15 protein-coding genes and 2 pseudogenes are annotated in these 12,995 nt (G+C 39.4%); 10 read left to right on the plus strand and 7 right to left on the minus strand.

The window, feature by feature from the left end; translation table 11 throughout:
- Positions 1-21: 21 nt before the first annotated feature.
- Together E0H80_RS07310 and E0H80_RS07315 are read left to right on the plus strand one after the other, a co-directional pair.
- A complete protein-coding gene (locus E0H80_RS07310; RefSeq protein WP_131364528.1) occupies positions 22-642 on the plus strand; it encodes a histidine phosphatase family protein in 621 nt (206 codons plus the stop codon).
- A 5-nt stretch (positions 643-647) separates the two neighbouring features.
- A complete protein-coding gene (locus E0H80_RS07315) occupies positions 648-1,403 on the plus strand; it encodes an adenosylcobinamide-GDP ribazoletransferase (RefSeq protein WP_131364530.1) in 756 nt (251 codons plus the stop codon).
- Positions 1,404-1,473: 70 nt separating this feature from the next.
- Here E0H80_RS07315 and E0H80_RS07320 read toward each other — a convergent pair.
- Positions 1,474-1,868 (minus strand): annotated as a pseudogene (locus tag E0H80_RS07320) (LrgB family protein); the annotation flags it as partial.
- 143 nt (positions 1,869-2,011) lie between these two features.
- On the opposite strand from E0H80_RS07320, the gene E0H80_RS07325 reads away from it, so the two are divergent.
- Positions 2,012-2,494 carry a winged helix-turn-helix transcriptional regulator gene (locus E0H80_RS07325; RefSeq protein WP_131364532.1) on the plus strand — a complete coding sequence of 161 codons (483 nt, stop codon included), beginning with the start codon at positions 2,012-2,014 and terminating at the stop codon, positions 2,492-2,494.
- 247 nt (positions 2,495-2,741) lie between these two features.
- Here the strand turns inward: E0H80_RS07325 and E0H80_RS07330 are convergent, their stop codons facing one another.
- Genes E0H80_RS07330 through tusD form a run of 4 tightly spaced genes read right to left on the minus strand, consistent with a single transcriptional unit; the run spans position 2,742 to position 4,134 of the window.
- Positions 2,742-3,053: a TusE/DsrC/DsvC family sulfur relay protein gene (locus E0H80_RS07330; protein ID WP_131364534.1), complete on the minus strand. Its 312-nt coding sequence runs from the start codon at positions 3,051-3,053 to the stop codon at positions 2,742-2,744.
- Between the two features lie 13 nt (positions 3,054-3,066).
- Positions 3,067-3,351, minus strand: a complete 285-nt coding sequence (locus tag E0H80_RS07335) for a DsrH/TusB family sulfur metabolism protein (RefSeq protein ID WP_131364536.1) — start codon at positions 3,349-3,351, stop codon at positions 3,067-3,069.
- A gap of 20 nt (positions 3,352-3,371) precedes the next feature.
- Positions 3,372-3,722, minus strand: coding sequence for a hypothetical protein (locus E0H80_RS07340; protein WP_131364538.1), 351 nt, complete (start codon positions 3,720-3,722; stop codon positions 3,372-3,374).
- A gap of 43 nt (positions 3,723-3,765) precedes the next feature.
- Positions 3,766-4,134, minus strand: a complete 369-nt coding sequence (gene tusD / locus E0H80_RS07345; RefSeq protein ID WP_131364540.1) for a sulfurtransferase complex subunit TusD — start codon at positions 4,132-4,134, stop codon at positions 3,766-3,768.
- A 71-nt stretch (positions 4,135-4,205) separates the two neighbouring features.
- On the opposite strand from tusD, the gene E0H80_RS07350 reads away from it, so the two are divergent.
- The 4 genes from E0H80_RS07350 to E0H80_RS07365 all read left to right on the plus strand — a co-directional run bounded on the left by E0H80_RS07350 (position 4,206) and on the right by E0H80_RS07365 (position 8,204).
- Positions 4,206-5,213, plus strand: a complete 1,008-nt coding sequence (locus tag E0H80_RS07350) for an SDR family NAD(P)-dependent oxidoreductase (RefSeq protein ID WP_131364542.1) — start codon at positions 4,206-4,208, stop codon at positions 5,211-5,213.
- Between the two features lie 118 nt (positions 5,214-5,331).
- The gene (fumC, locus tag E0H80_RS07355) at positions 5,332-6,726 is read left to right on the plus strand and encodes a class II fumarate hydratase (RefSeq protein WP_131364544.1); all 1,395 of its coding nucleotides are present in this window, start codon (positions 5,332-5,334) and stop codon (positions 6,724-6,726) included.
- Between the two features lie 101 nt (positions 6,727-6,827).
- Positions 6,828-7,319, plus strand: a complete 492-nt coding sequence (locus E0H80_RS07360; RefSeq protein WP_131364546.1) for a hypothetical protein — start codon at positions 6,828-6,830, stop codon at positions 7,317-7,319.
- 282 nt (positions 7,320-7,601) lie between these two features.
- On the plus strand, positions 7,602-8,204 hold the full coding sequence (locus E0H80_RS07365) for a nitroreductase family protein (protein WP_131364548.1): 603 nt from the start codon (positions 7,602-7,604) through the stop codon (positions 8,202-8,204).
- Positions 8,205-8,320: 116 nt separating this feature from the next.
- Here E0H80_RS07365 and E0H80_RS07370 read toward each other — a convergent pair whose 3' ends face one another.
- Positions 8,321-9,526 carry an MFS transporter gene (locus tag E0H80_RS07370; protein ID WP_131364550.1) on the minus strand — a complete coding sequence of 402 codons (1,206 nt, stop codon included), beginning with the start codon at positions 9,524-9,526 and terminating at the stop codon, positions 8,321-8,323.
- Entirely contained in the window at positions 9,523-9,966 is a 444-nt protein-coding gene (locus E0H80_RS07375) for a MarR family winged helix-turn-helix transcriptional regulator (RefSeq protein ID WP_416224581.1), read from the minus strand. The genes E0H80_RS07370 and E0H80_RS07375 overlap by 4 nt, the downstream gene beginning before the upstream one ends.
- A 240-nt stretch (positions 9,967-10,206) precedes the next feature.
- On the opposite strand from E0H80_RS07375, the pseudogene E0H80_RS07380 reads away from it, so the two are divergent.
- The 3 genes and pseudogenes from E0H80_RS07380 to cydB form a co-directional block, all read left to right on the plus strand.
- Positions 10,207-10,287, plus strand: a pseudogene (locus E0H80_RS07380) (DUF2946 domain-containing protein); the annotation flags it as partial.
- Positions 10,288-10,551: 264 nt separating this feature from the next.
- Positions 10,552-11,991, plus strand: coding sequence for a cytochrome ubiquinol oxidase subunit I (locus tag E0H80_RS07385; protein ID WP_131364552.1), 1,440 nt, complete (start codon positions 10,552-10,554; stop codon positions 11,989-11,991).
- Positions 11,988-12,992, plus strand: coding sequence for a cytochrome d ubiquinol oxidase subunit II (gene cydB, locus E0H80_RS07390; RefSeq protein WP_131364554.1), 1,005 nt, complete (start codon positions 11,988-11,990; stop codon positions 12,990-12,992). The genes E0H80_RS07385 and cydB overlap by 4 nt, the downstream gene beginning before the upstream one ends.
- Positions 12,993-12,995 lie beyond the last annotated feature (3 nt).

Here is a 12,995-nt window from a genome sequence, read left to right on the forward strand (position 1 = left end):
GGATTTAACAGGATATTGAACATGTTAAAAATTGATCTGCTTCGTCATGGTGAAACGACTTTAAGTCATACCTTGCGGGGTTCTACAGATGACGATTTGACCGAATTGGGTTGGTCGCAGATGCAGCAGACTATAGATCAGTTTTTGCATTTTTCTAAGCAAGCTTCCCTGCAGAACAATGTGCAGTGGGATGTAATTTTTAGTTCGCCCTTAAAACGCTGTCGTTTATTTGCTGAAACTGTTGCAGAGCAAAAGCAACGACCTATCTTTTACGATGCAGGTTTGCAGGAAATGCATTTTGGCGATTGGGAAGGCATATCCACCCAAGTTATTTATGAAAATGAACCAGAATTGTTGGCGAATTTTTGGCAGCAACCGAGTCAATTTACCCCACCCAATGCAGAAAACATGCAGGATTTTTATCAACGTATCTGCACTAGTCTTGAAAAAATGAAAATACAGATGCTGGAAAATGAATGGCAGCATGCTTTGGTAGTGACGCATGGTGGTGTGATTAAACTCTTAAAATGTATCGCTTTAAATCATTCACTGGATGAGATTTTAAAAATGACTGCAGAATTAGGGAAACTGAATTCCTTTGCAATTTATGAAGATGCTTCAATCCATTTGCTCAAGGAATAATAGCAATGACAGCATTTTTTATTGCCTTGCAGTTTTTAACTGTATTTCCAATTCAATTGAAAGCAATGCCAAGCAGACAGCAAAATGGTCAATCTTTACTGTTTTATCCACTGATTGGTTTGATGATTGGTGCAATTCTATTTGCTATTGCCATGGTGCTGCATGCATTGCCGGTGATCTTGCTCAGTAGCCTGATATTAGTGATGTGGATCTGGCTGACAGGTGGTTTGCACCTAGATGGTTTAGCTGATACTGCGGATGCCTGGGTCGGTGGTTTTGGTGATAAAGAGCGCACTTTAACCATCATGAAAGATCCGAGTTGTGGGCCTATTGGGGTTTTAAGTTTAATTATTCTGTGCCTGATTAAATGGTCGGCACTGTATGTAGTATTAGAAAACCAACTCTATTCGGCACTGCTTTTATTTCCGGTATTGGGACGTTTAGCACCACTATTTTTATTTTTGACTACTCAATATGTGCGCGAAAAAGGTTTAGGATCTTCAATCGCAGAATTCACTCCTAAAACGGGTGCGGTCATTCTATTCATATTATGTTTAGTTGCATCTGCATATTTTGCATGGGTCGGTATTTTAACTGCAATGATATTTATAGGAACGCTAATTTATTTAAGACGCAAATTTATTCAGCGAATTGGCGGGATTACCGGTGATACAGTCGGAGCAAGTATTGAAATTTGTGAGGCGGTGAGTGTTTTTAGTCTGGCTGTATTGAGTTTTTATTTACCTGTAATTTGGCTTTAAATATTCAAGTTTTATGAAGCGTGATTCAGCTCTATACAATCATGATTATATTGGCTTCAACTGTATATGATTAAAGGTAAGTCACTACAAATCGAATAATCGCAGGTCCTACAAGACCATAAATACCCCAGCAAGTACCATCGTTAAACAGGCCACTACGCCTTCTTCACGATGGCGTATAAAGGCTTTACTGGTGCCAAATCCGGGTGCCGAATTACCTAAAGCAGCTCCTTGCGCAAAGCGTGAATTAAGCTTTAAAGCAATCAAAATCATATCTGCTATGGCAACCCCTGCAATACCGGCAATCATGGTAAATAAAATCACCAGTTCAACAGAACCGCCAATATTTGAAGTCAGTTCCATGGCAAATGGGGTAGAAAGAGAACGTGCCATTAAGCTATAACTGGTTTCTTGATCAAAGCTTAATAACTTTGCCAAATAAAATGCGCTTATAACACCCGCAATCGTTTCTACAATGGATGATTTTAAAAAGCTAAATATAATAAAATTTTTGTTTGGTATTTTGTGGATTCAGATTACAAGCCTTTCAATATCGAGCTGAATGCGGTAACTTTTCTGGGTTAAACTTATTGTTGATGATTTTCTTTATGAAATGGGATGACATTGGAGAACAACCATGTTCAATCGCCAGAACCTTATCGGTTATTGGCGATCGTTGGACATTACTGATTTTACGCAATGCTTTTTTAGGCACACGCCGTTTTGAATCCTTTCAACAAAATTTAGGGGTAACCCGTCATGTGCTGTCTGACCGTCTAAAACGTCTGGTTGAAAATGATATTTTAGTCAAAACCCCTTACGTGCAACGACAAGAGCGTTATGAATATCGTTTAACAGAAAAAGGTCTGGCGCTTTATCCGATTTTAATGTCGATGGCGAATTGGGCAGATGACTGGATGAATGAGGGTTTTGGAAAGCCGATGCAATATATTCATAAAAGCTGTGGTCATAAAATTACTCCACGGCTGGTGTGTTCCGAATGTAATGAAACTATCCATGCCAAGCAAGTTAAACCCGAATTGACCCAAGATTATTTTACTTATCTAGAACGCCATAAAATGCAGTCTTAAACTTGAATGAAGAACGGGTTTTGTTTCATAAAACATTTTTCAATTGCTAGTAAGTCGTTCTTAAAACTAAAATAAAAATAGATGAGCTATTGGGATTGTGGTATGGATGCCATACGTTTCCCATCACGACAAGGATGTCATGTATGAGAAACAAAAGGCATAAAAATTTAATCAGTCAAGTGAGGCAGTACTGATTTTAAAGAGGCTAATATTGAATATTTTTTGACTTATACACGTTAGCTAAAATTTATAGACAATTTGGTGGTTTAGGAATACCTGCCAAACGGCTCAAATGACGTGCCACCAATCCGGTATTAAATTTTTCTTGTAATACTGCATTATTAATGTCGAGACTAACCGTTTTCATCAGAAATTTAATCAGTGGGCGCGTCGCAGGCGAATGACCAAACTGTTGATAGAACTGGCGTACTGCATGCAACACTTCAAAATGCCATACAGTAAGTTCTAAACTTAAAGTATTCGCCAATTCTTGAGCAACTTCTTCACTCCAAATGGTGTAATCGACTAAGTGACCATCTTGATCGAGTTCTAAATTCATCATTAATCTCAAATTAGTTCAAACGAATACAACGGGTATGATTCAGGCAGATATCAGCAAATTCTTTATAAGAAATTATTTGCATATTCTCTGTCTTTTGTACCGCTAAAATTTCAGCATCAGTTTCCAATACATAAATGCAATTCAATTTTTGCAAGAAAGGTTGTTGCAACTGCAATACGGATTCACCCATTAAAATAACGGTATCTTCAGGACTATGAAGTTGTTCCAGTTTTGCCAGTACAGAAGGGGTCGCTGAAAAAGTACTTTGCACTAAATATAAGCTTTTATTCGACATGATTATTTCACTCTTTATTCTTACCAGTACAGCACAAAATCAAAACTTTGAATAAAGTCACAATTCAGTTCAATAAATTCAATATCTTGTTGAGTCTGGATCACAAAGCAAGAGTTTTGATTCTGAGTTTCCACCAAAACCGGTGTAAGGTCGTAAAACTCAAAGCTATCGACCATATTGGATGCGATTTTAAAGGCATGTTTAAGTTGTTCAAATTGCAGATCTGAATTGAGTAAACTTAAGGCTGCATCTTGCAGCAACACTTTGACTTCACAACCAAAAGTCGCCAGCACCATCGTGGCAGACAAACTTTCATGCACTTGTAAATTGGCAAGATTGGCTTGAGTTAAAATAACGAGTACAGATTTCACACAATTTACCTTTTAAAAGCAACAAATTCCAAAAAATAACGTCTTAGAATTGAATTAGACGCTGTGCTGATTGGACGGCATCGGCAAGTTCACCCAGTCCAACCAATTCAAAGCCTTGCGCAAGATTGTGTTGGCTAATTTGATGTCGTTGTGCATTTTCATGATCGGTAATACCACGCGCCAAGGCAGCACTAACGCAAACAGGTAAACGAATGGCTAACTTTTGCCACTCTTCAGTCAAATGACGTTGATCATCAGGAGCCCACTGCAAGGTATTTGCAACAGAAACACCGTCTTGATAAAAAAACACCCGAAATGCTTGGTTCTTAGCCTTTAAAGCCTGTGCTAAGCCCAGAGCATGCCAAGCATATATAGAGGTCGGAGCGGAGGTAATTAGTAATAAGGTACTCATCGAAATTCACTTGAGGAATGCCCAATCCAATGTTGAGGCATCCAAACTTCATAAGAAAAAGGTAGTATACAATGATTTTAGTGACTGGTGGTTTAGGCTTTATTGGTTCACATATTGCTTTAAGCCTCATGGCGCATGGGCAAGAAGTCATTATTGTCGATAATTTATCCAATGCAAGTTTACAAACCTTAGAACGACTCGAATTTATTTCCGGTATGTATGTACCATTTGTCAAAATTGATATTCGCAATACACCGGCTTTAAACAAGGTTTTTGAACAATATTCTGTAGAAGCGGTGATTCATACCGCAGGCTTTAAATCAATTGAAGAATCAGCGCTTAAACCGCTGGAATATTATAACGATAATGTCAGCTGCATTATGAGTTTGCTGCGCGCTATGCAGCGTACTGGAGTGCGAACTTTTATCCATTTGTCCAGTTTGGCGGTATATGGAGCGTCGAGTTCAACCCTCTCAGAAGAGATGCCTTTTAATTATTCTTATCCAAATCCTTATATCAAGTCGCAACAAATGGCAGAAGAAATCATCCGGGATACTGCACTGACAGACAGTGAGTGGAAAATTGCGATCTTGAGATTAAGTAATATTGCGGGTGCATTTGAACATGCTGTTTTAGGCGAGTTTGTTGCACCTTTACCTAAAAATATTATTCCTTTGGCATTACAAGTTGCAGCTAAGCAACGAGACTATATTGAATTACGTCAGCAAGCTCAAACCTTAGACCGTACCGTTGAACGCAGTTTTTTACATGTACTGGATTGCTGTGATGCGATTATAGCGACTTTACAGTGGCTAAGAAGTCAGCCCCATACTTGTGATGCTTTTAATATTGCAGGGCAAAATATGTCTATCCGTGCTTTACTGAGTGAAGTCGCTAAAGTGACCCAGGGCGAAATTAAAACGATAGATGCGCCATTTTATGCCTATGCTGAATTAGACCAAATCGGGGCAACTGCAGGCAAGGCAGGTGAAATTTTAAAATGGCAGCCTAAACGTACAATTACTCAAATTATTGAGGACTCTTGGCGATTTTATCAGCAAACCCTAAAAGGGCGTTAGAACCCCAATATAAATAATAATCATTTACATTTAAAAATTGATTGATTAAGATCATTAAATATGTCAAAACTCGATAAATTGACTACAGCTATAAAACTACATGAAAATGAGGAAGATGATGCAGACACGTATTGAACACGACACTATGGGTGATGTTGAAGTACCGAGTGAAGCAATGTGGGGAGCGCAAACTCAACGTAGTTTACAAAATTTTAAAATTGGGCAAGAACGCTTACCACGTCCCATGATTCGTGCGATGGGTTTGGTAAAAAAAGCAGCAGCCATCACCAATGCAGAATTAGAGCAAATTCCTCATGAATTGTCGCATTATATTGTGGGTGCAGCAGAAGAAGTGATTGCTGGAAAATGGGATGCACAATTTCCATTGGTGGTGTGGCAAACAGGTTCAGGTACGCAAAGCAATATGAACTGTAATGAAGTCATTGCCAATATTGCCAATCAAAAACTGGGTAATCCTTTAGGTTCGCAAAAACCGGTACATCCAAATGATCATGTAAACCGTGCACAATCGACCAATGACTCATTTCCAACGGCTATTCATGTTGCAGCGAGCCTGCAAATCAATGAATTGCTTATTCCAGCAGTAACTCGTTTACGCGATACTTTAGAGAGAAAATCGAAAGAATTTTCAGATATAGTTAAAATTGGACGTACACATTTACAAGATGCGACACCATTAACACTAGGACAAGAATTTAGTGGTTATGTGGCGCAGCTCGATCATGGCTTAAAACGGTTAGATTATGCTTTATTGGGCTTATATGAGTTACCTTTAGGCGGTACTGCTGTAGGAACGGGCTTAAATGCGCACCCTGATTATGCAGTCAAAGCAGCGGCACAATTGGCGACATTAACCGATTTGCCATTTGTCACTGCACCGAATAAATTTGAAGCATTGGCAGGACGTGATGCTGCGGTATTTGCATCGGGTGCTTTGAAAACATTAGCAGCCAGTCTAAATAAAATTGCCAATGATATTCGCTGGTTAGCCAGTGGACCACGTTGCGGTTTCGGCGAAATTCGCATTCCGGAAAATGAACCCGGCTCAAGCATTATGCCAGGCAAGGTTAATCCGACCCAAAGTGAAGCCATGACCATGGTGGTCGCACAAGTTCTGGGCAATGATACGACCATTAATGTCGCTGGGGCTTCGGGTAATTTTGAGCTCAATGTGTTCATGCCAGTGATTGCATTTAACTTATTGCAATCAATTCAGTTACTGGGCGATGTATGTAATAGCTTCAATGATCATTGTGCTGTGGGTATTGAACCAAACCGTGAAAAAATTGATTATTTCTTGCATAACTCGTTGATGTTAGTCACCGCGTTAAACCCTGTGATCGGTTATGAAAATGCTGCGAAAGTGGCAAAAACGGCCTATAAGGAAGGCAAGACTTTAAAGCAGGTTGCGGTTGAATTGAACTTGGTGACTGCAGAACAGTTTGATGCCGTGGTGATTCCTGAAAATATGGTTTCACCTAACGTAAAATAAGCATCTAAAGGCCTGGACACTGATCTATTGATCATCAGTGGTTTTTATCTGCTGCATATATGCGTACAATATAGCGAGAAATTAACTGCTGATGATTGATTATGCTTAATGTTTATTTAACAGATGTTCAGAAAAAGGTGCAATTTAAGGATTATCCGGGCGAGCATCCTGTTAAATTTATTTTGAATTTTAAAAAGATCTTTCCGAGTGTGATGGAACTGCTGCTTCCCGTACTTCCTAACGACGAAAATTTGGATGAAATGACCTGGGAATCGACCACAGAAGATTTTGAGTTGTTTAAATTATTATTAAGCGGCTGGGGCGTAATTGAATTACGTCTAAATGCGATTACGCAATTTAAAAACAAGAACTATGCAGATCAATTGATAAAAGCTGCGCAACAAAAGCGTAGAGAGTTTGCCGAAGCTCATAAGACCCTGAAAACAGTTGAACTGGATTATTTGTTTATGCACGAAATTCATGCATTGATTGATGCTGAACTGGTTGAAATTGGTGAGAAATTCTATTTGCCAACCTTACGTGATATCTGGAAGCATAAAGTATCGCAAAGTATCTTGAATGCTAAATTTTAAAAAAGAATGAAATAGTGTAAAAATCCTTCAAATATTGGAGGATTTTTTTATTACTGATGAATTTATTAAAGATATGTTTAAATTATATGCAAAACTCTTTATCAAAAATTAATGATTTAATTATCAATAAAATGTACTAGATATTGGAATTATTATTGCATATGGTAAGGCAACAGCAAATTTGCATCTGCATGGTTATGAAAGTTGATATTTCACATTTTCTTAATAGTGCAGGCAGGTTGTTTCAAATCTTCCCGAGGAAATATCAAAGGATTTTATTTAATGTCGAATCAGTTTTTAGATTTAATTAATAAACGTCGTACTATTTATGCAGTGGGCAAAAATGTAGAGCAAAGCCCAGAATACTTAACTGAATTGATTCAACATGCTATTAAGCAAAGCCCATCATCTTTCAATTCGCAATCTTCACGTGCCGTAATTTTATTTAATGATGAACATGAAAAGTTTTGGGGCTTTGTGAAAGAAAAACTCAAGTCTTATGCAAACGATGAAGACGCTGCTGCGAAAACCAGTGCCAAAATGGATAGCTTCGCTGCCGGTACAGGTACCGTTCTATTTTTTGAAGATATGGATGTGATTCAAGGCTTGCAAGAGCAGTTCCCATCTTATGCCGACAATTTTCCAGTCTGGGCAGAACATTCAACTGCGATTGCGCAGTTCGCGACCTGGACAGCATTACACACCGATGGTTTAGGTGCATATCTTCAGCATTACAATCCAATTGTAGATGAACAGGTTCGTGCTGAATGGAATATTCCTGCAAGCTGGAAACTTCGTGCACAGTTAGTTTTTGGTTCAGTAGAAGCTGAAGCCAAAGACAAAGATTATATAGACGATGCAGTGCGCTTTAAAGTTTTTAAATAATTGTTAATTTTACAACAAAGAAGATAGAAAAGAGAGGTCAATATGACCTCTCTTTGTTTGAATCTGCCTTTATAAAAGGTGATTTTCGATAGACCCTATTTTTTAGATGCTTGTTTTTAAGCAGAGACGTGTTGGCGTTTGCTTGCCTTACGACCATGTAATAGGTAATAGATAATGATACAGACTAAAACACACATTGCGCTATAGAAATACAGTTGTGAATAGTCAATATAATCCAATGCCTGACCAATGAAATAAGGACCAAAACCTAAACCTGCATCGAGGAAAATAAAGAAGGTAGAGGTTGCAAAACCCATTCGTTCAATACTGGCACTTTTTACCGCAACAGTTTGGCAAACCGATTGAATATTGCCATACCCAAAACCCAGTAAACCTGCACAAACCAACAGCATAAATGAACTTTGTACCTGACTTAATAAAACCATGGCAATTGCCATAATAATAAAAGCAGGATACATAATGATATTTTCGCCTTTACGATCCATTAGTGGACCAGTAAATGGACGGGATATCAAGATTGCAATGGCATACATCAAGAAGAAAAAAGATGCGGTTTCCACCAGATCAATTTCTTTGGCATAAAAATTGATGAACGACAACACACCTGAATAGCAAATAGATGCCAATAACATAATAAAAGAAATCGGTAGTGCTTTATATTCAATAAATTGCGAAATCCAGTTGGGTTTTTCAGCGGGCACAGAAATATCAAGCGGATTATTTTGTTGCACAAGATTAGGCACTTGAATCAGCAGCGCAACTACAAGACAGCTCACCGCAATAATGCTTGAAACAATAAAAATGGAATCATAACCAATGTGCAGCATCATCCAGATGGCGAGGAAAGGACCAATCGCCGTTCCCAAAGTACTGCTCATGCTGTAATAACCAATACCTTCACCGCGACGATTTGGCGGCAAGACTTGCGCAATAATGGTGCCTAGAACAGTGGAGGCCATGCCCATCATAAAACCATGCATAAATCGCACAAGTAAAAGCATGCCTACATCGAACTTCATAAAATAGAAGCCGGAAAAGATCAGGAAGCCGGTTAAACCTACAATCAGGGTGGTTTTATGTCCAAAGCGTTCCAGAAACTTGCCTACAAACAAACGGCCAATTAGCGTACCGACAATAAATAAACCTGAGACCAGACCTGCTTGTGCCGTGCTTGCACCGAGCTTGGCTACCGCATAACCGACAATAACCACTACAAGCAGATAAAAGGTCAGTACCAGTTGAAAGTTAATAGCGCTGACAAGAATAAAATTTCTTGACCATAGGGGGGCATTTTCATTCATGGTTGTATACCTGATTTAAGATCTTGCAGATGGTCCATAAGTGTATGAAGGGTAGTCAGGGTACTTTTTTGCATATCTTGATCTAGTGGCAAGAGCAATTGCTGTTCAAACACATCCATTTTTTCAGAGCAAATTTGAAAAAGTTGTATACCTTTTTGACTCAGGATCAGTTTCTTTTGCCGTTTGTCTTCAGTATCGACTTGTTCAAGCACTTCCAGTTGCATCAGGGCATGAATACGTTTTGCAATGGATGGCTTGGAGACATTTAGATACTCGGCAATGTCGATCGAGGTACAACCTTGTTTTAACTGAATCACATACAGCACTTGCCATAAGGAATAATTCAATTGATGGGGCAATAAAATGGTATTGATTTCATCACTCATGAGACGCGCGCAGCGTAATAATGAAGCTCGAAATTTAAGTTGAGGTGACATTATAGTTAGCCAGGGTAACTAAATTAATTCAACTTTACGCTTCTTTATAAGATGATTCAAGTATTAAGCAGGTTGAAAATAACTTTTCAAGATAAAAAAAGACCCATGACTTAAATAAATGTTGCTGCTGGTTTTTGCAACAATGCTTTTACAGCTTTCTCTTCATCCAATTCATGAAGCAAAACATAATTTAGAATTTTTATATCATTATTTTTCTTATCAGCATGATCATATACATCATCACAGAGTTTTAAACACGTTTATTTCGAGCTACAGCGGCTATTTTTAATGCCGGAGGGCCGAGCTCCGCCTTTATCTGTATAAAAAATTGGATGCCATGTTTTAGACATTAAACGAATAAAGCATTTTTACGGAGATTGCCATGAATATTCATTTCTTTCCTCGATATATGAGAAAAAATATAGCCAGTATTTGAAATTTAAGCTGTTTAAATGATGTTGAAATAATAAATCAACATACTTTTCAGAAGTTTCGAGGGTATGCTGAAACAGGTCAAAACAACAATATAACGCGATTGTGTATTTTCGTGTTCATTCACCATATCGACGAATTAAAAAAGGTGATGTTATGAATCTAGGATTAACCGCACTTGAACTGGCACGAATTCAATTTGCTTTCACCGTATCATTTCATATTATTTTTCCTGCAATTTCTATTGGTCTTGCAAGCTTCCTTGCTGTTTTAGAATGGCGCTGGCTCAGAACTCAAAATCCGGTCTATCAAGACCTGTTTAAATTTTGGGTCAAAATATTTGCCATTGCCTTTGGTATGGGTGTGGTTTCTGGCGTGGTGATGAGTTATCAGTTCGGCACCAACTGGAGTGAATTTTCACGCGTATCGGGCAGTATAACGGGACCGCTTTTAGCTTATGAGGTACTGAGCGCCTTCTTTCTGGAGGCCGGATTCTTGGGCATTATGCTGTTTGGCTGGGGGCGCGTTGGTCCTCGGGCACATTTCTTTGCCACCGTCATGGTGGCAGTCGGAACCTGTATTTCCATGTTCTGGATTTTATCCTCTAACAGCTGGATGCAGACCCCACAAGGTTTCAGTATTGAAAATGGCCTTATTGTTCCGCAAGACTGGCTGGCTATTATATTCAACCCTTCTTTCCCGTATCGTCTGGCACATATGGCCATGGCTGCATTCTTGGTGTCAGCCTTGCTGGTTGCCAGCACGGCAGCATGGCATTTAATCAAAGGTCGCCGTGATGCATTGGTCAAAACCTCTTTTTCCATGGCCTTATGGATGATATTGGTACTCACACCTTTACAGGTTTTGATCGGAGACATGCATGGCGTCAATACCTTAAAATATCAACCGGCGAAAATCGCTGCAATAGAAGGACACTGGGAAACCAATCATAATGAAGGCATGCCTTTGTATTTATTTGGTATTCCAGATATGCAGGCCGAAGAAACCAAATATGCAATAGGTATTCCAAATGTGGGAAGCCTGATTTTAACCCACTCCATGAATGGCAAAGTTCAGGGCTTGAAAGAATTTGCACCTGAAGATCGGCCAAATTCTACCATTGTGTTTTGGAGTTTCCGGATCATGGTCGGCTTGGGCGTATTGATGCTGTTATTAGCGTTAGTCGGTTTATGGCTTAGAAAAACTGGCCGGTTCTATGAAAGTCCAGGGTTTCACCGTTTTGCTTTATTGATGGGTCCCTCCGGTTTTATCGCAATGTTGGCTGGCTGGTTTACTACGGAAGTGGGACGCCAACCTTGGGTGGTTTATGGGGTGATGCGGACTAAAGATGCCTTATCTCCGGTGTCGGCAGAACAAGTGGGATTAACCCTGATTGTTTTTGTAGTGGTGTATTGCGTGGTCTTTGGTATTGGCATTTATTACATGTTGCGAATCATGCATAAAGGTCCGGAATTTGTTCATTCAGTACCACACAGTGAAGAAAAGGTCATTCAAGCCTCGCATCGTCCATTGGGCAGTACCGATGAAGAGCTGGATGGTCCGCCTCTCGACAATCACCAGGAGAATGACAAATGATTGATTTATCTTTTATCTGGATTGTAATTATTGCGGTTGGCGTACTGATTTATGTGGTATTGGATGGTTTTGACTTAGGCATTGGCATCTTGTTTCCTTTCTTTAAAGGGCAACAAGAACGTGATGTGATGATGAATACTGTCGCCCCAGTATGGGATGGTAATGAAACATGGATGGTGTTGGGAGGAGCAGGGTTATTTGCTGCATTTCCCCTGGTTTATTCAACGGTACTTTCTGCACTGTATTTGCCCATTATTCTGATGGTGGTGGCGCTTATTTTCCGTGGAGTGGCTTTCGAATTCCGTTTTAAATCCAGACGGAACCGACATCTTTGGGACATGGCTTTTATTGGCGGCTCCATTTTAACCGGATTTTTTCAAGGTATTATTCTAGGTGCATATATTCAAGGGATTAAAACCACCAATGGGGTATATACCGGGGGTGGTTTAGACTGGTTAACCCCATTTTCAGTCTTTACCGGTATAGGTGTGATCGTACTTTATGCCACTTTGGGCTGTGGCTGGCTGATCTTTAAAACGGATGCAGACTTGCAAAATCGAATCTATCAGCTCATGCCGAAGATGATTATTGCCTTATTTATTATTTTTGGCGGTGTCAGTATTTATACTCCTTTGGCACATCCTGCAATTGCCGAACGCTGGTTCAGTCAACCACAACTGACCTATTTTAGTCCTGTCCCGATTCTGGTTTTAGTGTTTACCTTTATGGCTTTACGCGCCTGTAAACAGCGTAAAGAACTTAGTCCGTTTATCTACACGCTGGCTTTGGTAATTTTGGCTTATACCGGCTTCCTCATCAGTTTATGGCCTTATATTATTCCGCCATCCGTTACCATCTGGGAGGCAGCCGCCCCAGAAAGTAGCCAGTTATTTACCTTAATTGGTGCGCTAGTGCTGATTCCGATTATTTTGATGTATACAGCATTATCTTATTGGGTCTTCCGCGATAAAGTCCGTATTGGTGATAAAGGCTATCATTAAGGA

The sequence above is a fragment of the Acinetobacter sp. ANC 4779 genome (assembly GCF_004331055.1).
Taxonomy (GTDB): domain Bacteria; phylum Pseudomonadota; class Gammaproteobacteria; order Pseudomonadales; family Moraxellaceae; genus Acinetobacter.

Excerpts from the sequence above, each read along its gene's own strand:
- E0H80_RS07310 (WP_131364528.1), top strand. The coding sequence starts at position 22 with ATGTTAAAAATTGATCTGCTTCGTCATGGTGAAACGACTTTAAGTCAT.
- E0H80_RS07330 (WP_131364534.1), bottom strand. The coding sequence starts at position 3,053 with ATGAATTTAGAACTCGATCAAGATGGTCACTTAGTCGATTACACCATT.
- E0H80_RS07350 (WP_131364542.1), top strand. The coding sequence starts at position 4,206 with ATGATTTTAGTGACTGGTGGTTTAGGCTTTATTGGTTCACATATTGCT.
- E0H80_RS07315 (WP_131364530.1), top strand. The coding sequence starts at position 648 with ATGACAGCATTTTTTATTGCCTTGCAGTTTTTAACTGTATTTCCAATT.
- E0H80_RS07365 (WP_131364548.1), top strand. The coding sequence starts at position 7,602 with ATGTCGAATCAGTTTTTAGATTTAATTAATAAACGTCGTACTATTTAT.
- E0H80_RS07335 (WP_131364536.1), bottom strand. The coding sequence starts at position 3,351 with ATGTCGAATAAAAGCTTATATTTAGTGCAAAGTACTTTTTCAGCGACC.
- cydB (WP_131364554.1), top strand. The coding sequence starts at position 11,988 with ATGATTGATTTATCTTTTATCTGGATTGTAATTATTGCGGTTGGCGTA.
- tusD (WP_131364540.1), bottom strand. The coding sequence starts at position 4,134 with ATGAGTACCTTATTACTAATTACCTCCGCTCCGACCTCTATATATGCT.
- E0H80_RS07370 (WP_131364550.1), bottom strand. The coding sequence starts at position 9,526 with ATGAATGAAAATGCCCCCCTATGGTCAAGAAATTTTATTCTTGTCAGC.
- fumC (WP_131364544.1), top strand. The coding sequence starts at position 5,332 with ATGCAGACACGTATTGAACACGACACTATGGGTGATGTTGAAGTACCG.
- E0H80_RS07385 (WP_131364552.1), top strand. The coding sequence starts at position 10,552 with ATGAATCTAGGATTAACCGCACTTGAACTGGCACGAATTCAATTTGCT.
- E0H80_RS07360 (WP_131364546.1), top strand. The coding sequence starts at position 6,828 with ATGCTTAATGTTTATTTAACAGATGTTCAGAAAAAGGTGCAATTTAAG.
- E0H80_RS07325 (WP_131364532.1), top strand. The coding sequence starts at position 2,012 with ATGAAATGGGATGACATTGGAGAACAACCATGTTCAATCGCCAGAACC.